Below are 19439 nucleotides of genomic sequence, written 5' to 3' on the forward strand. Positions count from 1 at the left end.
ATGGGCCCTTCTGCGACCGGTTTATTCGGTCTCATCCGGTTTCCGTTCCCGAGGGTCAAGGGGGTAACTCCGTCGTTCGGCTGCGCGACCGCTTAACCTAGCCGTGCGGCTACCGCCGACCGGTGCTTCGGCTTCAGAGGTCGGTGCCCGTGAAAAGCAGCGCGATTGCGTTCTGTGGGTCCTTCAGCATTTGGACGGTGGGGCTTCCGTCGTCGTAGAACATCCCGTACGTGTTCGGCACCGAACCGGTCCGAAACTGTTCGGCGGCTTTGAGGGCAGCCCGGACGTCGGCCGGATGAGACCCGTCGAGCTTCCGGGCGCCGGCCATGTCCCAGCGAAGTCCCCCGAAGCCCTCCGGGGCATGCGCGAGTAGAAACCCCCGATAGTGGCCAGGCGCCCCGGGGGCGACCACCTCGACGTACGCCGATGATTGGGGGCCGAGGTGGATCATCAGGTCGGTCGGTTGGAAATCTTGGTGCATTGACCTGTCGGCGTCCGCGTACGTGAATTCTCCCAGGCTCCCGAAGCTGTACCCGAGCCATTCAACGTCCGGTTTGAACTTGCCGGCTTCCAGGGTGACCGTAAAGAACTGGAGGCTGTCCTGCGCGAAAACGGCCCGGACCGTGTACTGCTCGTCCCGGTAAATGTTCAGCACGGGCTCGTACTGCCGGTCCTCGGCACAGGTCCGAATCTGCGGGCAGAGGTCACCGGATTGCTGCGGCTGGCCAAGTTTGCCGTTCACGTAGTCGATGCTCTGCCGCAGATCCAAGGACGAGATCGCGTCCTCCTGCACGTGGTACGGGTTGGCGATGTCAACGAATGCTGTTCTGATCAGCTGGAATCCCTGATACGCAGAGAGGATAACGGCCAGGCTAACGAAGAGGGCTAGCACGGGGTAGATAACGGGGTGCCTTTTGAACTTCTCGAAGAAGCGCCGGCTGTCCGAACCGCCGTGAGTTTCTTGTGGCATGACCGGTTACCTTCCACTTCAAGGCCTGTTGGTCGAACTTCCACCGCAACCTCTGTGCGCTGCCCACAGGATACTCGCGCCGCCCCCCTGGTACATACGGCAGCTCGTCACGAGTAGTGCCGAGGGATGCCGATGCAACGGTGAACCGGACTGCCGGCGTCTGTCCGCACGGGTCAATCGATGAAGTCTGCGACCGCTGTGGCGCCGTCGGCCGCGCTCGGATGGATTGAAAGCGGTTAGTGACGTCGTCGATGCGCCCTGCCTGCGCCGACTGGAGAAGCAGCCGCTGGCGCCAAGCCTGAACCGCCCGCCACCACGGCGCGGCTAGGGCAGAGCGGGCGGCTCGGAATACGCTCCCTGCCAGACGGCCCGCGATCCGGATTCCCCGGCCAGCACCACCGCCACCGTGGCGCCGGCACACACTGCCAGCACGACGACGATGACCACCGCCATCAGCACGCGGTACCCGACGCCGAGCCTGCGCCGCCAGGCCGCCGCCGTTCCATAGCGGAACCACAGCCAGAGCCCCAGAGCTGCAACAAAAAGCCCGAGGACCCACGGCAGCATCATGTCGCCCAACCGCATGTGGGCAGTGGCCAACGGCGTTTGGTCAATGCGCAGGAACAACCAGTGGCCGGCCTGCTGGGAAACCGGCACCAACACCAGGGCCAGCAGCGCCACGAGCGGAGTGACAATTCCCAGACGGCGCCGCGCCGCCGGCCACAGCAACGTGAGCACAATACACAGCGCCGCTAGCGGAATGAACACCACGGTGGCGTGGACCAGGAGCACATGCAGCGGCAGCCCATTGATTTCGTAGTCCATTGGGATTTGCTCCTTAGGGTCCGCGCATGGCACTCAACCGGTAAGACGCGCCTGCCGGTGATGCGGTTCAGCCGCGTACCAGGGCCTCACGTCCATTGTTTTCCCGCGCTGCCTGCCCTAAGAATGGACTATGACGGTCACGCTGAGGTCCTTGGAAACCGCTGTTCCGGAGACGGTCCTGATCCAGTCCGAGGCGCGTGACGTGTTTGCCGCACAGCCCGGGCTGACGCGCCTGGGGCAGCGGCTGGTGACCACCTCGTTCGACCAGTCCGGCATCGACACGCGGCACGCCGCCGTCGACGAACTCACCACGGCAAAGCGGGCCGAGAATCCGGTGTTCTTCGACGCCGGTTCCCGGGAGCTGCTCTCCCCCAGCACCAAGGTCCGCAACGACATTTTCGCGGCCAAGGCCACCCCGCTGTTCATTGAGGCCGCCGGCAAGGCCCTTGCCGCCTGCGACGGGATCGGTCCGGCGGACATCACGCACCTGATCACGGTTTCCTGCACGGGTTTCTTCAACCCCGGCCCCGATTACAAGATCGTGCGTGCGCTCGGCCTGAATCCTGCCGTGCAGCGCTACCACCTCGGGTTCATGGGCTGCTATGCGGCCTTCCCGGCGCTGCGCGCGGCCAAGTCGTTCTGCGATGCGGATCCAGAGGCGGTGGTCATGGTGGTGAGCGCCGAACTCTGCACGCTGCACGTGCGCACATCCAACGACCCGGATACGATCGTCGGTTCGTCGCTGTTCGCCGACGGTGCGGCAGCCGCGGTCGTCACCGCACGCGATCTGGAGGAGACCGGTCCGGCCATCCGGCTGGACCATTTTGAAACCATCCTTACCCCGGTGGGCGAAGAGTCCATGGCCTGGAACATCGGCGACGAAGGCTTCGAGATGGTCCTCGGCACGTATGTTCCGCACATCATCGATGAACATATCGTCGGCGCGCTGGAGCCGCTGCTGGCCCGTGAACCGGCGTTGGCGGCTGGCACGTACCGCGACATCGAGCACTGGGCGATCCACCCGGGCGGGCGCAGCATCCTGGACAAAGTCGAGGCCAAGCTGGAGCTGACCGAGGAACAGCTCCTGCCGGCGCGCGAAACGCTGCGCCGCTACGGGAACATGTCCAGCGCCACCGTGATGTTCGTGCTCAAACACATTCTGGAGCAACCGGCAGAAGCCGCAGAGGAACGGATCTGCTCCATGGCCTTCGGCCCGGGACTGACCGTGGAAACCGGCCTGTTCACCAAGACCGTCCCCACCGTCACCCGCTCCGCCGAACAGGCCTCCGCCGCAGCCGCGGTGTAGCGGAGCGCACCGATCGTGGCGGCACGCACACCGGCAGGCAGCAACCCGCCGTTCCTCGCACACCGCGCCACCGACGCGCTGGAGGAGATGGACAAACCCGATTGCGACCCGGTGATGCTCCGGCGAACCTACGCCCAGTTTCCGCTGATCAACCGGGCGGTCTCGGGCTGGCACGGAATCTACCGGAGGCACCTGCTTCCGCGCCTGGCGGGCCTGGACGAACCCACGCTGCTGGATGTCGGTTCCGGCGGCGGCGACGTTCCACGGCTGCTCGCTCGTTTGGCGGCCAAAGACGGCTTGAAGCTGCGGATCACCGCTATTGATCCCGACCCGCGCGCCCACGCCTTCGCCGTGTCCCGCGCGCCGCTGTCCAACCTGGAGTTCCGGCAGGCCTTCAGTTCGGAGCTGGTGGCCGAAGGGCGCCGCTTTGACGCGGTCATTTCGAACCATTTGCTGCACCACCTGACGCCGGGCGAGCTGACCGGTCTGCTGGCCGACTCGGTGGCGCTGTCGCGCTCTCTCGCGGTGCACAGCGACATCATCCGCAGCCGGAGCGCGTATGTGCTCTTCGCCGCCGGAACGCTTCCGTTCTTCCACCGCTCCTACATCCGCCGGGACGGATTGACCTCCATCCGCCGCAGCTACACTCCGGACGAACTGCGCGCCGCGGTCCCTGCGCACTGGCAGGTGCAGCGTGACTCCCGCTTCCGCCAGTTGCTGATCCACCAGGGCGATGACTGAGCTCCTGCTCCCCCGGCAACGGGCCGCCCCTACCGTCCCGCAGGACCGGCTGCACGATGTCGCGGTGGTCGGCGGCGGCCCGGTGGGACTGCTGATGGCCATCCTGCTGGCGCAGCGCGGGCTCGACGTGGCTGTCCTGGAGCGGCGCGGAGCGCGCAGCAGCCACTCCCGGGCGATCGGAATCCATCCGCCCGCCCTGTGCGTGCTCGACGAGGCGGGCGTGGGCCCGGCGCTGCTGGCGCATGGGGTGTGCATCCGGCGGGGGGTGGCCCGCAGCCGCGCCCGGGAGGTCGCGTCGCTCTCGTTCGAGGCCGTTCCGGGCCCGCACCCGTATGTGCTCGCGGTGCCGCAGGTCACCACGGAACGGCTGCTGGAAGAGCGGCTGGAAGAACTGAGTCCCGGTGCCCTGCGGCGGTCGGTGGCGGTGCAGGCCTCGTACGACGACGGCGCAACCGTGACGCTGTCCTGCCGCCTCGGTGAAGGACCGGGTGAAAGGGCTGGGCGGGGACCTCGTGCCGCCGCGGTCCGCGCCAGGCTGGTTGTCGCGGCCGACGGCGCGTACTCGGCACTGCGCCACCAACTGGGCGTCGAGGTACGGACACGGATGTACCCCGACGCCTATCTCATGGGAGATTTTGCCGACGCCACCGGCGACGGCAGCACGGCTGTGCTCTATTTGGAGGCCGGCGGCATCGTCGAGTCCTTCCCCCTCCCCGGCGGTCTCCGGCGCTGGGTCGCCAGGATGCCGGGCGTGGTCAGCCATCCCACGCCGATGGGACTGGCCTCCCTGATCGCGCGGCGTACCGGCACCGGCCCGGACCCCGCCAGCTGCTCGATGCTCAGCGCCTTCTCCGTCAGCTCCAGGATGCCGCGGCGGCTGATAGCGGGCCGCACCGCACTGCTCGGCGACGCAGCCCACCAAATCAGCCCCATCGGCGGGCAGGGCATGAACCTGGGCTGGTTGGACGCGGCCGCCTTGGCGCCCATTGTGGCCGCAGCCTTGGCCGGCCGCCCTACTGCGGCGCCGCTGCGGAAATTCGAGGCCGATCGGCGCCGGGCCGCCAACACCGCCATCTGGCAGGCCCACCTGAATATGGCCCTGGGCAGGCCGCTGCCCCCCGGCGTGCTCGCCGCCCGCAACCGGATGTTCAGCGCACTGACCCGGGTACCTGGAGTCCAGAACACGGTGGCCAGCCGCTTCACCATGCACTGACCTGTCATCAAGCGGCTGCCACCGATCCGGACGGCTAAAGTTGCTGCTAGACACATCGGCGGCACGTCGATTCGCAGTGCCGGAGACGTCCCGGCTGTCGACACAATACGGAGGTGGGCATGGTCGGCGCGGAGCGCATCGCCGTGCTGTCGCTGCACACTTCCCCGCTGGCCCTCCCGGGCGGAGGCGATGCCGGCGGGATGAATGTCTACGTCCGCGCGTTGGCGAGGGAACAGGCGGCGCAGGGCATCGCCGTCGACGTTTACACCAGATCCCAGCATGACGGGCAGGAACCCGTGGAGCATCCCCGCGCCGGCGTCCGCGTGATCCACTTGGACGGAGCCCCTGCCGATACGGTGGCGAAGGAAGAGGTGCCGCAGCGGCTGGCCGCACTCGAGGCGTCGCTGCGGCAGTTCACCGCGCGGGACGGGGCCCGGTACGACGTGCTCCACTCGCACTACTGGCTCTCCGGGGCCGTGGGGCTGCGGCTGCAGCAGGACTGGCACATTCCCCTGGTTCACTCGATGCACACCATGGGGCTGGTGAAGAACCTGCATCTGCAGCCCGGCGAACTGCCGGAACCGCCGACCCGGGTCCGGGGTGAACAAGCCATCGCCTCCGGGGCGGGCCGGCTGATTGCCAACACGCTGACAGAGGCGGCGGAGCTGGTCGATCTGTACCACGCGGACGAGGGTACGGTGGACGTCATTCCACCCGGCGTTGACCTGAACACCTTCCGCCCTGAGGGCCGCCAGGAGGACCGGGCTGCGGCCGGAATCGGGCCGGACACCTTCCATCTGGTGTTCGCCGGCCGCATCCAGACGCTGAAGGGCCCGCAGGTCCTGCTGGCAGCGGCGGCTGAACTGCGCCGTCAGCGGCCGGACATCCGGCTGCGGGTGTCCATCACCGGCGAGAACAGCGGAGCCGCCGGACTTGATCTGCCGGCGCTCGCCCGGCAGCTGGGGCTGGAGGACAGGGTGGTGCTCTCGCCGCCCGTGGCGCCACGCCAGCTGGCCGCGACGTTCCGCAGCGCCGATGTGGTGGCGGTTCCGTCCTTCAGCGAGTCTTTCGGGCTGGTGGCCCTGGAAGCACAGGCCTGCGGCACCCCCGTCGTTGCCACCAACGTCGGCGGGCTGCCGGTAGCCGTCAGCCACGGCCTGACAGGCTTGCTGGTGGACGGGCACGATCCGGTCCGCTGGGCCGGCGCCCTTCGTGAACTGCACGACTACCCCGGGTTCCGCCAGCGGCTGGGCGCCAACGCCGCGGTGCACGCCTCCTCCTTCGGGTGGGAACAAACCGCAGCGCTGACAGCCCACAGCTACCAGTTGGCAGTGGACCACTTCCGCCGCTGAGTGGCTGCGGGCGCGGCATCCTGCAATGAGGCCGGGGCCGCCAACCGGGGCGGGCCGGCTACGGGCCGGACGTCCTCGCACGGTTAGGATTCAGAGGTGCCGATTCCTGAATACCGCCTCCGCCGCGCGAGCCGCGAGGATATCCCCGCCACCCTGGACATGAAGCTCGCCGCCTGGCGGGAAACCTATGCCGAGCAGCGGCCCGCATCGTTTTTCGCGTCCGAAGCTGCCCGGCGGGAGCAGCAGATCGACTGGTGGACGCGCGGTCTGGCGGCGGGGGCAGAACTGTGGGTCGCCGCAGATTCCGCGGGACGGATTGTTGGCTGCGCCGGCGCCGGCCCGGTGCAGGACGATGACGGCGACGCCGGGGTGCCGTATGAATTGCAAATGCTCTACGTGCTGGCGCGGGCCCACGGCACGGGGCTGGGGCAGTTGCTGTTGGAGGCCGCGATCGGCAGCACGCCGGCCCTGCTCTGGGTCCTCGAGGATAATCCGCGCGCCCAGGCGTTCTACCGCAAGCACGGATTCATTCCTGACGGTCGCCGCGAACCGCTGACGGGCCTGTGGGACGGCCTGCACGAGATCCGGATGGTCAGGCCGGCCGGTAGACCAGTTCCAGCTCGGCCCTGATCGCCAGGATACCGCGCAAGACTTCCTGGAAGCTGGTGGACAGCGGCGAGAGTCCCAACCGGATGCCGTCCGGTTCGCGGAAATCCGGGATCACGCCCTGTCCCCAGAGGCTGGCGTTGATCTGCTTGAATTCGGGGTGGTCGAGGGTGACGTGCCCTCCTCGCTGCGCCGGCTCAAGCGGCGAGGCGATGGCGACGTCGAAACTATCCAACGCAGTCTGCGCGGCTTCGACGGCGAACCCTGTCAGGGCGACAGACTTCTCGCGGACCGCTGCCAGGCCGGCCTCATCGATCAGGGCGATCATGTCCTGCATGGCGGTCATGCCGATGATGGGCGGCGTCCCCGACGTAAACCGGCGGATCCCGCCGGCCGGTTGGTAGCCCTGGCCCATCTCGAACGGTTCCGCGCTGCCCAGCCAGCCCTGGATTGGCTGGCTGAAGTGCTGGTGCTCGGTCCGCACGTAGGCCCAGGCCGGAGCACCCGGCCCGCCGTTAAGGTACTTGTAGCTGCAACCGGCCGCCAGGTCCACGCCCCAGCGATCCAGTTCTACGGGCAGCACCCCGGCGGAATGGCACAGGTCCCACAAGACCAATGAACCGGCGTCGTGCGCGGCGGCAGTGATGGCGGGAATGTCCGCCAGATAGCCGGAGCGGTAGGCCACGTGGCTGAGCAGCACCAGGGCCGTGTCCGGCCCGACGGCGGAACGCACGGCTTCCGCCGTCACTCCCCCGGCGTGCGGCGGTTCCAGCCAGTCCAGCTCCAGGGCGCATTCGGCAGCGATGCCCTCCACAATGAAGCGGTCGGACGGAAAATTGGCCCGGTCCACCAGGATCCGCCGCCGGTCCGGGCGCGCGGCGATCGCGGCACGGGCCAGTTTGTACAGCAGGACCGTGGTGGAGTCGGCCACCACGCACTGGCCCGGCGCTGCCCCCAAGACGACCCGTCCGAGCTCGTCGCCGATCTGCTCCGGCAGTGCAAGCCAGCCCTCGTCCCAGGCGCGGATCAGCCGGCCGCCCCACTGCTGAAGCATTACCTCCCGGACACGCTCAATGCTGGCGGCCAGCGGCCGGCCCAGCGAATTGCCGTCCAGATAGGCCACCACGCCATCGTCGTCATGGCCCACGAACCTGGCGCGGTATCCGGCCAGCGGGTCGTCGGCGTCAAGCTGCCGGGCGCGGTCGTGCAAATGATCGTCGTTGGTCATACGGCCAGCTTAGAGCCGGCACCCGCCGTCCATCCCGGAACCGGGGCGGGCAGACCCGAAAAATTTTCCGCTAACTGTCGATTTCCGCCTACGCCGTTCGACAGCATGGTAGGAGGCGCACCCCGCGTCCTCGTTCGCAGAAGGAGAAAGCCATGAAATACATGTTCATCATGCGTGCCACGGACGAAGCGCTCGAGGCGTCCAAGACCATGGATTTTGAAGAGATGATCAACAAGATGGGCGCCTACAACGAGTCGATGATCAACGCCGGCGTGATGCTCGCGGGTGAGGGATTGGCCGACCTTTCCGACGGCAGCGGTTTCGTGGTGGACTTCTCGGAGGAGCCCCCGTTGGTGACCGACGGACCTTACGGAGAAACCCACGAGCTGTTCAACGGTTTTTGGATTGTCCAGGTCGCGTCCAAGGATGAAGCTGCCGAGTGGGCCAGCCGCTGCCCGCTGGGACCGGGTTCGAAGCTTGAGGTTCGCCGCGTGACCGAGGCCGCCGATTTTGCGGATTTCGCCGACAACGAGTACATCCGGAAGGAAGAAGGATGGCGCCAGGAAGAGGCGAGGCTGCGCGCAGAGAACGCATAGCCATCGGCCGGCAGGAGGCTGCGCCGGCGGAGGCGCAAGCAGCCGCGGCGGCAATCCGGCGCCGGCTCGATGCCCTGTGGCGCATTGAGGGTGCCCGGATTGTCGCCGTCCTGGCGCGCGCCACGGGTGACGTTGGCCTTGCCGAGGATGCGGCGCAGGAAGCCGTGGCCGATGCGCTGGCCCAGTGGCCGGCAACCGGCGTTCCGCGCCAACCGGCCGCGTGGCTGACTGCAGTGGCCAGGCGCAAGGCGATTGATGCCTGGCGGCGGGCCGATCGTCTGGCGGAGCACTACCGGACGCTCGCCCGCGATCTGCAGGACGAGGAAGGCGTCGACTGGGATCCGGTACCGGACGACGTGCTCCGCCTGGTCTTCACCGCCTGCCACCCGGTGCTTTCGCGCGAGGCGCAGGTCTGCCTGACCCTGCGGATCGTCGCCGGGCTTTCCACCGAGGAGCTCGCCCGGCTGTTCGTCATCCCTGTCGCGACCGTTCAGCAGCGCATCGTGCGGGCCAAGAAGACCCTCGCCGCGGCCAAGGTGCCGTTCGAAGTGCCCGAACCGAATGAATGGGGCGCGCGGTTGGGCGGCGTGCTCCGGGTTGTCTACCTGCTGTTCACCGAAGGGTACGCAGCAACGTCGGGGGAACGCTGGATCCGGCCGGAGTTGGCGGGGGAAGCACTGCGGGTGGGACGCGTCCTGGTTGCGCTGATGCCGCAGGAACCCGAAGTGCACGCGTTGGTCGCCCTCATGGAGTTCCAGGCCTCCCGTTTTGCGGCCCGTACCCGGTCCGATGGCAGCCCGGTCCTGCTCGCCGACCAGGACCGCACGCGCTGGGATTGGGCACAGATAGAACGGGGCCGTGCCGCACTGGCCAGAGCCGACACGCTGGGCCGCGGCCGCGGCAGCTATGCGCTGCAGGCCGCCATCGCCGAGTGCCATGCGGTGGCGCCCAGCGTCGACCGGACCGACTGGGCACAGATCGTGCTGCTCTACGAGGCGCTCGGCCGGATTGCGCCCAGTCCGGTGGTCGAACTCAACCGGGCCGTGGCCGTCTCCATGGCCGCCGGGCCCGCCACAGGGCTGGCCATCGTGGACGGCCTGGTCTCGGCCGGCGCGCTCCGCGGATCGCATCTGCTGCCCAGCGTCCGGGCCGAGCTGTTGGCCAGGCTCGGCCGGCCGGACGAGGCACGGACGGAGTTCGCCGCCGCAGCCGCCTTGGCCAAGAACGACCGCGAACGCGACGTGCTTGAACGCAAGGCGGCTGCCACCTGAAACGGTGTTTACGCGGGTCCCGTGCTACCGCGAGAGGGTGTTAACGCTGCCCGTGAAATGAAGCCGGTGGCTGCGCTCTCCCCAGCCGGTGAACTCGGACGCTTCCCACGATCCGTCCCGTTCGGTGTCGTGGATGCGCACGGCCACCGTGGCGGGCAGGAAGACCGGGGCGGCGAAGTCGATCAGCCAGCTAAACGGTTCGCTGGCTGTGGCTTCCACGCTCGTGAGCACGCGGGAGGCCAGGTACATGCCGTGGGCAATGGAACGCTTGAGCCCCAGCATCTTGGCCGATACCGCGCTTAAGTGGATCGGGTTGAAGTCTCCGGACACTCCGGCGTATTCCCGGCCGGCCTCGGGGCCGAGCCGCCACCGCGCCGTCGGCTGCGGCGGGGTGAAATCGGCACGGTCCGGTCTGACAGCCTTGTCCAGTCCGGGCAGGTAGACCGCCTTGGCCAAGTAGTCCGACACGCCCTCCCAGACGGTGTCATCCCCGGCGTCGACCCTGGTATGCAGTTCCACCTGGGTACCTGCATGGTGGCCGCGAAGGCCTTCGGCCCACGCCGTCACTGTCAACGGTTCGGAGAAGTGGACCGGCCGCAAATGCCGCACGCGGTTGGCCAGATGCACCATGCCAAGCAGCGGCAGCGGAAAGTCCGGCCGGGTCATCACGCTCATGGCGACTGGGAAGGCGACCGAGTGCAGGAACACGGAGGGCAACGTGTCCCTGACCGTGCCGTGCATCAGTTGCTGGAAACCGGTGACCCGCTCCGGGGTGATCCGCACGCCGTTGAGGGTATGCCGCACCTCAGGGAGCTGCTCAGCGTGCTGGCCCACGCCCAGCTTGTGCCGTGCCGCCGTGGAGGCCGCCGTCAGATAGAGGCGTGACAGGGCGGGCATCTCCCCCAGGATGACCTCGTTCATGCGCCGACCATGCTTTGGCCGCAGACCCGCAGCGTCTGTCCGTTGATGCCGCCGGCAGCATCACTGGCCAGGAACGCGACGGCTTCGGCCACGTCGAGCGGTTTCCCGCCTTGTTGCAGCGACGACAACCGGCGAGCGACCTCGCGGGTCAACAACGGCATCCTGGCGGTCATCTCCGTTTCGATAAAGCCCGGCGCGACAGCGTTGATGCTGCCGCCCGCGCCGGCAAATTCTGCGGCCGAGGCGCTGACCATGCCGATAATGCCCGCCTTTGACGCGGCATAGTTGGTCTGCCCGCGGTTGCCCGCGATCCCGCTGGTGGACGCCAGCGAGACCACCCGCGGCCGTCCGCGCAAGGCACCCGAGGACAACAGCTGCTGGTTCATCCTCAGCTGGGACGAAAGATTAACGGCGATGACCGAGTCCCACTTGGCCTGGTCCATGTTCGCCAGCAGCTTGTCCCTGGTGATACCGGCATTGTGGACCACAATATCCAGCCCGTGGTGGCGCTCCGCGGCATGCGCCGCGATCTTCGCGCCGGCGTCGGCAGCGGTGATGTCCAGCTGCAGGGCCGTGCCGCCCACACGGTTGGCAATCTGGGCCAGCTGTTCTCCGGCGGCAGGGAGGTCGACGGCAATGATCTGCGCGCCGTCCCGGTGCAGTGTCTCGGCGATCGCGGCGCCAATGCCGCGGGCGGCACCCGTGACGACGGCGACCTTCCCCGCCAGCGGGCTCTCCGGTTTTACCGGCAGCGCGCCCTCGTCGGAGCCAACCAACACGAACTGGCCGTTGACGTAGGCGCTCCGGTCCGAAAGCAGGAAGCGCAGGGGCCCCAGGACAGCCGGCGCACCGGCGTCCACGCCCTCGCCCAGCAGGATGCCATTGCCGGTGGCGCCGCCGCGCAGCTCGTGCGCGAGCGACCGCAGCGCCCCGTCCACGGCTTGCCGGGCGGCCGCCTGCCCAGGCTGTGCACTGCCGGCAGCGGGGCGGGAGACCGTGACGACCCGCCCTCCGGGAGCAAGGTCCCTCAGGCTTGAGCCGGCCGTAAGCAGCGGGGCGGACAATTCCTCCGGGGAGGCGAGCTCGTCAAGAACCAGCACCATGCCGCCAAGGCGTTCCTTTGGTGCCGCGTGCCGGCGGACGTCCAGGTCCCACCCGAGCAGCTCTTTGGCCAGGGTGTCCGCGCCCGTCCCCGAGCCGAGCACCAGGACGGGACCGGGGAGCAGCGGGGCGCCGTGCCGGTAGCGCCGCAGCACGGCAGGCTGCGGCAGCCCCAGCTTTTTGGCCAATCCCTTCACTGGACCGTTGACCAAATCCAGGTACCGGTCGGCCATTAGTTTGCCTCCAGGATGGCCACGACGCCCATGCCGCCGGCGGCGCACACTGAAATCAGGCCGCGCGTGGGCCGGGACTCGGCGTCGGCCTTCTCGCGCAGCATCTTGGCGAGGGTGGCAACCACGCGGCCCCCGGTAGCGGCGAAAGGGTGCCCGGTCGCCAGCGAGGAGCCATTGACGTTGAGGCGCGTACGGTCGATCGTGCCCAGCGGCTTCTCCAAGCCCAGCTTGTTGCGGCAGAACTCCTCGCTTTCCCAGGCGGCCAGATGGCACAGCACGGTTCCGGCGAATGCTTCATGGATCTCGAAATAGTCGAAGTCGGCGAAGGTCAGGGACTGCCGTGCGAGCAGCCGGGGCACCGCATAGGCCGGCGCCATCAGCAGGCCCTCCTTGCCGTGCACGAAGTCCACTGCGGCGGCCTCGGAGTCGACCACCTCGGCCAGCACCGGCAGGTCCTTGCTGCGGGCGTACTCCTCCGAACTCATCAGCACCGTGGAGGCGCCGTCGGTCAGCGGGGTGGAGTTTCCGGCCGTCATGGTGGCCTCGGCGCCCAGGTTCTTGCCGAACACCGCCTGCAACTTGCCCAGCTTTTCCATGGTGGTGTCGGTGCGGAGGTTGGAATCCTTGGCCAGCCCTCGGTAGGGCGTCATCAGGTCGTCGAAGAACCCGCGCTCGTAGGCTGCCGCCAGGTTGCTGTGGCTGGCCAGAGCCAGTTCGTCCTGGGCTTCGCGGGTGATGTTCCATGCTGCGGTGGTCAGCGCCTGATGCTCGCCCATCGACAGCCCGGTCCGCGGTTCGGCCGTGCCCGGGGCGTTGGGCGCCAGGTCCTTCGGGCGCAGTTTGGCGATGGCGGTCAGCTTCTGCTGCAGGTTCTTGGCACGGTTCAGTTCCAGCAGCACCGCCCGGAGCCCCTCGCTGACCGCGATCGGTGCGTCCGAGGCGGAGTCGACGCCGCCGGCGATGGCCGAGTCGATCTGTCCCAGTTTGATCTTGTTGGCCAGGCCCACCACGGTTTCGAGCCCGGTGGCACACGCCTGCTGCAGGTCATAGGCGGGGGTTTCCGGCGAGAGCGCAGAGCCGAGCACCGCCTCGCGGGTCAGGTTGAAATCGCGCGAGTGCTTCAGGACCGCTCCGGCTGCCACCTCGCCGATGCGTTCATCCTGCAAGCCGAAGCGCGCCACCAGCCCGTCCAGTGCCGCCGTCAGCATGTCCTGGTTGCTTGCCTGGGTGTACGCACCGTTGGCGCGGGCGAAGGGGATGCGGTTGCCGCCGACGACGACTGCCTTGCGCAGTCCGTTGACGGGGCGGGCGCCGTTGGCGTCGGGTGAAGCGGCCATGGTGGCTCTCCTCGAGGATCGGGTACAGGGCTGGACAATCACAGTTACCGTAACCAAGCGTACCTGATACGCTGAGTTACGTGAACAGCCCCACAGTCCAAAGCGCGGCGACAACCCCGGATCCTCCGGCAGACGGCCGCTCTGCCCGCTGGGACCGCCACCGGACAGAACGCCGCCGTGAACTGATCCGGGAGGCACGCCGCGCGGTGCACCGGCTCGGCCCCGATGCTTCGATGGAGGACATAGCGGCTGCCGCCGGGACGTCCAAGCCTGTTTTCTACCGGTACTTCGGCGACAAAGCCGGTCTGCAGCAGGCCATGGGCGAGGTGGTCATCGGCCGCATGCAGGCGCGGCTCCAGGAAGCCGCCGCCACGGCGACTACCGCCCAGGAAGGTCTGCACGCCATGGTTTCGGTCTACCTGCAGATGGCCGAATCCTCGCCGCACGTCTACGCATTCGTCACCCGGAACGCTCCGACCGATCCTCCGGCCCCGCAGCAACCGGGCGCGGAGCCGCCGGGGCGAGACTTGGTACTGAAGGACGGAAGCTCGGCCGTTCTGCACGACTTCTTCGCCAACATCACAGCCATGATCGAAGCACCGCTCCGCGGCCACTTGGCCGCGTCGGCGGGAAGCGCCGCAGAGAGGGCGGCCGCTTCCTACTGGCCCCGGGCAGCCATCGGCATGGTGCGTGCCGCGGGCGAAGGCTGGCTGGCGGCCCCGGACGATGGGACAAAACCCAGCCGCGAGCTCATGACAGGCTTGCTCACCCAGTGGCTGCTCAGCGGCGTGGCGCCGGACCATGCGGTGCCGGCGGCCGGCTCCGGCCCGCCCGGCCAGGCGGACCGCGGCACTGGCCAACAGTGAAACCGGCACGCCCGGACGTCCACGCCGACCTGCCATCCTGACGACCCCGACCCATTCGCGACCACCGAAGGACATTCGATGACGTATATGCCCCCCGCCGAGACCCCCGAACCGGTTGAAGACAACGGCGCCACCGTACATGTGGCCGCATTGGGCCGGCTGTTGCTGGGCCGCTGGGCCGAGGTCCGCCAGGCGGCACGTGAGCTGGCCGGACACCCCGAACTGCACCGCCTCGACGGCTTGCCGATGGATGAACACCGGCAGCGGGTCTTCGGGCAGTTGAAGTACCTGGTGGACACAGGTGCCGTACACCGGGCCTTCCCCGCACGACTAGGCGGCCAAGACAATCACGGTGGCAACGTCGCCGGATTCGAGGAACTGGTCACCGCCGACCCCTCCCTGCAAATCAAGGCGGGTGTCCAATGGGGTTTGTTCGGTGCGGCGGTGTTGCACTTGGGCACCCGGGAGCACCATGACAAGTGGCTGCCGGACATCATGAGCCTGAAGACTCCCGGAGCCTTTGCCATGACCGAAACGGGCCATGGATCGGACGTCGCCAGCATCGCCACCACTGCCACCTACGAACCGGACACGCAGGAATTCGTCATCCACACGCCGTTCCGGGCCGCCTGGAAGGACTACCTGGGCAACGCCGCCAATGACGGCCTGGCGGCCGTCGTCTTCGCCCACCTCATCACCGGCGGCGTGGACCATGGCGTGCACGCCTTCTACGTGCCCATCCGCGACGAACAGCGCAACTTCCTGCCCGGCATCGGCGGTGAAGACGACGGGTACAAGGGGGGCCTGAACGGCATCGACAACGGCCGCCTGCACTTCGACCAGGTCCGTGTCCCGCGCACCAATCTGCTGAACCGCTACGGTGATGTCGCCGAAGACGGCACCTACTCCTCCCCCATCGCCAGCCCGGGCCGCCGGTTTTTCACCATGCTCGGCACCTTGGTGCAGGGCCGGGTCTCGCTGGACGGCGCCGCCGTGGCTGCCAGCAAGGTTGCCTTGGCCATCGCCGTCCGCTATGCCACCGAGCGCCGGCAGTTCAATGCCTCGTCCGACACCACAGAAGAGGTATTGCTGGACTACCAGCGCCACCAGCGGCGGCTGCTGCCCCGGCTGGCCGCCACCTACGCGGCGTCGTTCGCCCATGAACAACTCCTGGAGAAGTTCGACGACGTGTTCTCCGGCGCGCACGACACCGACGAGGACCGGCAGGACCTGGAGACCTTGGCGGCCGCGCTCAAATCCCTCAGCACCTGGCACGCGCTGGACACGCTGCAGGAATGCCGGGAGGCCACCGGCGGTGCAGGGTTCCTGGCCGAGAACCGGTTCACCGCGCTGCGCGCCGATTTGGACATCTACGCGACTTTTGAAGGCGACAACACGGTCCTGCTGCAGCTGGTCGCCAAGAGGCTGCTGGCGGACTACGCCAGGGAATTCCGGCATGCCGACATTGGCGTGATGGCCCGCTGGGTGGCGCACCAGGCAGCCGACGCCACCCTGCACCGCACCGGGCTGCGCCAAGTGGCCCAGACCTTCGCTGACAGCGGGTCGGAACGCAAAAGCGCCAACTACCTGAAGGATCCGGAGTCACAGCGCCAGCTGCTAACCGACCGGGTTTCCACCATGGTGGCCGGTATTGGCGGTGCGCTGCGCAATGCCACCAAGCTGCCGCAGCGGGAGGCGGCGGCGCTGTTCAACGAACATCAGCATGAGCTGATCGAAGCCGCCCGCGCGCACGCCGAACTGCTCCAGTGGGAAGCGTTCACGGCCGCACTGGAGCAGGTCGACGACGATGGCACCCGACGGGTACTCACCTGGCTGCGGGACCTGTTCGGCCTGTCCCTGGTGGAGAAAAACCTGGGCTGGTATCTGATGTACGGCCGGCTCTCCGCCCAGCGTGCCCGCATCCTCGGCCCCTACATCAACCGTCTGCTGTCCCGGCTGCGCCCGCACGCCGTGGACCTGGTGGACGCCTTCGGCTATGGACCGGAGCACCTGCGCGCAAAGATCGCCAGCGGCGCGGAACAGGAACGCCAGCTCGAAGCCATGGCCTATGCCCGGTCGCGGCGGGCCAGCGGCGACGCCCCGGTGGATGAGAAGGTGCTCGTCGCCCGTCGGAAGGCCGCCGAAAAGCTGGCCACGCGCGGCCAGAGGCTGGAAGCGGGAACCTAGAACAACGACGGCGGGCAGCGGCTGGAGGCGACACGGCACGCCCGGGCCCGCTGCCGCCGTCGTCAGCGTTGCGGGAACGGCTAAGATTTTCTGGGCCCGTTCATCCCTTCCGCGGGCAGAAAGCACTTCCATGTCCTTCACCCAGAATGCCCTTGCCCGCTGGCAGGAGCTGCAGGCACTGGCCACCGCGCCCGGCCTCAAGCTCGCGTCGGCCAGCCCCTGGGTGCCGGCGCTGTTCAGGACCGCTTTCCCCCGCTCCAGCCCGCGGTTGGCACTGGAGGAGTTCCACCGCAACACCGACGCGTTCCTGGCCGAGCTGCGGCGGGCCGGAGTGCCGCTGCGTGAGGAATGGACGGCCCGCCACTACGCCGACGATTGGGTGGCCCGCCGCTATTTGTCCCGCCTGCGCGAAGGCGGCCGCTTCGTCTATGAACCCACGGAAGCCACCGCCCGGTTTCTGGAGTACCTGGACGGTCTGACCGGAGCCTCGTCCTCCCTGAACAGTTCCCGGCTGGCTACCTTGCTCACCCGGATCGAGGCGCTGGCCCACGAGACGGATCCCGATCCCGAGGCGAGGATATCGGTGCTGCAGGCCGAAATCGCCGAGCGGCAGGAAAAGATCCGCGCACTGGAAGCCGGCGACGCCCCGGCGTCGTTGCCTGATGCCACCGCAGCGGAGGCCGCACGCGATGTCCTGGCCCTGGCGGCCGGCTTGCCCGCGGATTTCAAACGGATGCGCGACGGCCTCGAGCGGATGCTTCACACGTTGCGTGCCGAAATTGTGGAGTCGAACGCCACCAAGGGCATCACCATGGGCGAGGTGCTCGATGCCGACAAGCGGCTGCGCGGCACGACCGAAGGCCGGACCTACGAAAGCTTTACCGCCTTCCTGAACGACGAGGACCAGCAGCAGCGCTTCCGGCAGGCCATCGCCGACGTGCTTGAGCGCGACTTCGCCGACACGCTGGAGGCCGAGGACCGGCGGGCGCTGCAGCGGTTAATGCCCCAGTTGCGGGCACAATCGGCCGAGATCCACCGCATCTACGGACGGCTCTCGGAGAGCATGCACACCTTTGTGCAGTCGGACGACTACCGCGAATCGGTCCAGCTGCGCCAAGCCATTCGGGCGGCCGAGGCGGCGATCCTCTACTCCCGCCACAAACTCCCTGGCCGCCGGGCGGTTGTCCCGGCGCCCCTGCTCTTCGGTTCGGGCTTCGAATCGGTCAGCATGGTCCGGCTCTACGATCCGCAGGATCACCAGGCACCGGCGAAGTTGCCGGCACCTCCGGAGTTCACTGAAGCGGACATCCGCCGGGCGGTCCGGACACCGCAGGCGGACGCGGAGGTCCTCTCCCACGCCGTGCGCAGCGTCGTCGAGTCCCGCGGCCCCGCTCCCCTGTCGGCGGTCTACGCCGAACTGGAACCGGAACACCGGCACCTGAACAGCCTGCGCTGGCTGCTGCACCGTGCCCTGAATTCCGGCGGCGTGCTGGACGCCGAGACGACCGACACCGTGACCCTGATCCAGATCGACGGCAGCGAACGCACAGCGGTGCTGCCGGCCGTCACCTTTACGAAAGCTGCAGCCTCATGAACGAGTTGACCGAAGCCGGCACCGAGACGGCAGGAGGGCCGGACCGTGTGGCCCGGCTGGATCTTGGCGACACGCCCGCTGTCCCGGGCCCGCTGGAAGAGGACGGGAACCTGGGCGAAAACGAAGCGCCGGACGGACAAGCGGCCACCACCGCTCCCGTCCGCGACGAGGTCCTGGAGGGACCGGAATTGTTCGACGGCGATACGGGCAGGCTGCCGATGAAACTGCGCCAAGCCCTGATCCGGCTGTTGCGCGGACCCTACCTGGACGTCGATTCCAGCGACCGCGTCTACGACACTGTGGTGGAACACCGCCGGGTCCTGGCCTCCCGGCTCAGCGAGTTGTTCCTGGAACTGGTCATCGACGAGGACCGCAAGGTCGCCATGCTGCGGCCCGTCCCGATGGCCGAGCCGCACACCAGCGCCCTGCAGCGGCAACGGGAGATGACGCGTGAAGAAACCCTGCTGCTGCTGCGCATGCGGCTGGTGCAGGACCGGCACGCGGGTACGGGGACGGAGCCGCTGATCAGCCGCGCCGATGTGATCGACGTGCTGCAGAACTATGTGGACCCGGAACAGCGCGACGCCAAACACGTGGAGGATCTGGCCGACGCGGCCATCCGCAAGCTCGCCAACGAGCGCCGGCTGCTGCAAGCCACCGAGCTTCCGGACGTATGGGTCATTTCGCCCGCGCTGCCCCTGGCCCTGCCGTTCGAGAACATCGGCGACATCCCGGCGGTGCTCAGCGCCCTGGCCGGCGACGCCCCGCCGGCGGCGGCGGCTGAGGCGGCAGACCACCCGGCGTCCGACGGCGGGGAGGCCTGAAATGAGCATTGAGACCATCCTGCCCATGGACGGGCTGCTCAATCCCGGCCAGCACCGGCTCAGCTGCGTGCAACTGGTCAACTGGGGCACCTTTGACGGCGCCCACACCATCCGGGTGGACCGCGCCGGAACCCTGCTGACCGGTGATTCCGGCGTCGGCAAGTCCACCATCTTCGACGGCATGCTGCAGGTTCTGGACGCCCGGCCGAAGATGAACGAGGCCGCCCAGACCAATGCCGGCAATGCCGCCGAGGAACGGCGAACCGCT

18 protein-coding genes are annotated in these 19439 nt (G+C 68.1%); 12 read left to right on the forward strand and 6 right to left on the reverse strand.

Annotated features, from left to right (window positions below; all coding sequences use genetic code 11):
* Positions 1–133: 133 nt before the first annotated feature.
* Positions 134–970 (reverse strand): ETEC_3214 domain-containing protein, encoded by an 837-nt coding sequence (locus tag AC5RWT_RS23930; RefSeq protein ID WP_494082348.1) that lies wholly within the window; start codon positions 968–970, stop codon positions 134–136.
* Positions 971–1294: 324 nt separating this feature from the next.
* The gene (locus AC5RWT_RS23935) at positions 1295–1795 is read right to left on the reverse strand and encodes a hypothetical protein (RefSeq protein ID WP_494082349.1); all 501 of its coding nucleotides are present in this window, start codon (positions 1793–1795) and stop codon (positions 1295–1297) included.
* A gap of 130 nt (positions 1796–1925) precedes the next feature.
* Between AC5RWT_RS23935 and AC5RWT_RS23940 the strand changes: the two genes are divergently transcribed.
* The 5 genes from AC5RWT_RS23940 to AC5RWT_RS23960 all read left to right on the forward strand — a co-directional run bounded on the left by AC5RWT_RS23940 (position 1926) and on the right by AC5RWT_RS23960 (position 7037).
* Positions 1926–3101, forward strand: a complete 1176-nt coding sequence (locus tag AC5RWT_RS23940; RefSeq protein ID WP_494082350.1) for a type III polyketide synthase — start codon at positions 1926–1928, stop codon at positions 3099–3101.
* Positions 3102–3116: 15 nt separating this feature from the next.
* On the forward strand, positions 3117–3842 hold the full coding sequence (locus AC5RWT_RS23945; RefSeq protein WP_494082351.1) for a class I SAM-dependent methyltransferase: 726 nt from the start codon (positions 3117–3119) through the stop codon (positions 3840–3842).
* On the forward strand, positions 3835–5055 hold the full coding sequence (locus tag AC5RWT_RS23950; RefSeq protein WP_494082352.1) for an FAD-dependent oxidoreductase: 1221 nt from the start codon (positions 3835–3837) through the stop codon (positions 5053–5055). Before AC5RWT_RS23945 ends, AC5RWT_RS23950 begins: the two co-directional genes overlap by 8 nt.
* A gap of 119 nt (positions 5056–5174) precedes the next feature.
* Positions 5175–6407 carry a D-inositol-3-phosphate glycosyltransferase gene (mshA, locus tag AC5RWT_RS23955; protein WP_494082364.1) on the forward strand — a complete coding sequence of 411 codons (1233 nt, stop codon included), beginning with the start codon at positions 5175–5177 and terminating at the stop codon, positions 6405–6407.
* A 96-nt stretch (positions 6408–6503) separates the two neighbouring features.
* Entirely contained in the window at positions 6504–7037 is a 534-nt protein-coding gene (locus tag AC5RWT_RS23960; protein WP_494082353.1) for a GNAT family N-acetyltransferase, read from the forward strand.
* On the opposite strand, the gene AC5RWT_RS23965 is transcribed toward AC5RWT_RS23960, so the two are convergent.
* Positions 7000–8241 carry a kynureninase gene (locus AC5RWT_RS23965; RefSeq protein ID WP_494082354.1) on the reverse strand — a complete coding sequence of 414 codons (1242 nt, stop codon included), beginning with the start codon at positions 8239–8241 and terminating at the stop codon, positions 7000–7002. The two genes, AC5RWT_RS23960 and AC5RWT_RS23965, sit on opposite strands and share 38 nt — an antisense overlap.
* Before the next feature lie 152 nt (positions 8242–8393).
* Here AC5RWT_RS23965 and AC5RWT_RS23970 point away from each other — a divergent pair, with 152 nt between their 5' ends.
* Together AC5RWT_RS23970 and AC5RWT_RS23975 are read left to right on the forward strand one after the other, a co-directional pair.
* A complete protein-coding gene (locus tag AC5RWT_RS23970; protein ID WP_494082355.1) occupies positions 8394–8837 on the forward strand; it encodes a YciI family protein in 444 nt (147 codons plus the stop codon).
* Positions 8795–10108 carry an RNA polymerase sigma factor gene (locus tag AC5RWT_RS23975; protein ID WP_494082356.1) on the forward strand — a complete coding sequence of 438 codons (1314 nt, stop codon included), beginning with the start codon at positions 8795–8797 and terminating at the stop codon, positions 10106–10108. The genes AC5RWT_RS23970 and AC5RWT_RS23975 overlap by 43 nt, the downstream gene beginning before the upstream one ends.
* A gap of 24 nt (positions 10109–10132) precedes the next feature.
* Here AC5RWT_RS23975 and AC5RWT_RS23980 read toward each other — a convergent pair whose 3' ends face one another.
* The 3 genes from AC5RWT_RS23980 to AC5RWT_RS23990 are packed head-to-tail and all read right to left on the reverse strand — an operon-like array spanning position 10133 to position 13700.
* On the reverse strand, positions 10133–11029 hold the full coding sequence (locus AC5RWT_RS23980) for a MaoC family dehydratase (RefSeq protein ID WP_494082357.1): 897 nt from the start codon (positions 11027–11029) through the stop codon (positions 10133–10135).
* Positions 11026–12363 carry a 3-oxoacyl-ACP reductase gene (locus AC5RWT_RS23985; protein ID WP_494082358.1) on the reverse strand — a complete coding sequence of 446 codons (1338 nt, stop codon included), beginning with the start codon at positions 12361–12363 and terminating at the stop codon, positions 11026–11028. The genes AC5RWT_RS23980 and AC5RWT_RS23985 overlap by 4 nt, the downstream gene beginning before the upstream one ends.
* Positions 12363–13700, reverse strand: coding sequence for an acetyl-CoA C-acetyltransferase (locus AC5RWT_RS23990; protein WP_494082359.1), 1338 nt, complete (start codon positions 13698–13700; stop codon positions 12363–12365). Before AC5RWT_RS23990 ends, AC5RWT_RS23985 begins: the two co-directional genes overlap by 1 nt.
* An 80-nt stretch (positions 13701–13780) precedes the next feature.
* On the opposite strand from AC5RWT_RS23990, the gene AC5RWT_RS23995 reads away from it, so the two are divergent.
* From AC5RWT_RS23995 to AC5RWT_RS24015, 5 genes are all read left to right on the forward strand, one after another.
* Positions 13781–14566: a TetR/AcrR family transcriptional regulator gene (locus AC5RWT_RS23995; protein WP_494082360.1), complete on the forward strand. Its 786-nt coding sequence runs from the start codon at positions 13781–13783 to the stop codon at positions 14564–14566.
* Between the two features lie 87 nt (positions 14567–14653).
* Positions 14654–16753 (forward strand): acyl-CoA dehydrogenase family protein, encoded by a 2100-nt coding sequence (locus tag AC5RWT_RS24000; protein ID WP_494082365.1) that lies wholly within the window; start codon positions 14654–14656, stop codon positions 16751–16753.
* A 130-nt stretch (positions 16754–16883) separates the two neighbouring features.
* The gene (locus tag AC5RWT_RS24005; RefSeq protein ID WP_494082361.1) at positions 16884–18347 is read left to right on the forward strand and encodes a DUF3375 domain-containing protein; all 1464 of its coding nucleotides are present in this window, start codon (positions 16884–16886) and stop codon (positions 18345–18347) included.
* Positions 18344–19171: a DUF4194 domain-containing protein gene (locus AC5RWT_RS24010; RefSeq protein ID WP_494082362.1), complete on the forward strand. Its 828-nt coding sequence runs from the start codon at positions 18344–18346 to the stop codon at positions 19169–19171. Before AC5RWT_RS24005 ends, AC5RWT_RS24010 begins: the two co-directional genes overlap by 4 nt.
* A 1-nt stretch (position 19172) precedes the next feature.
* On the forward strand, positions 19173–19439 hold a 267-nt coding region (locus tag AC5RWT_RS24015; RefSeq protein ID WP_494082363.1), incomplete at its 3' end, for an ATP-binding protein.

This window comes from Arthrobacter sp. Dra40, from assembly GCF_059091905.1.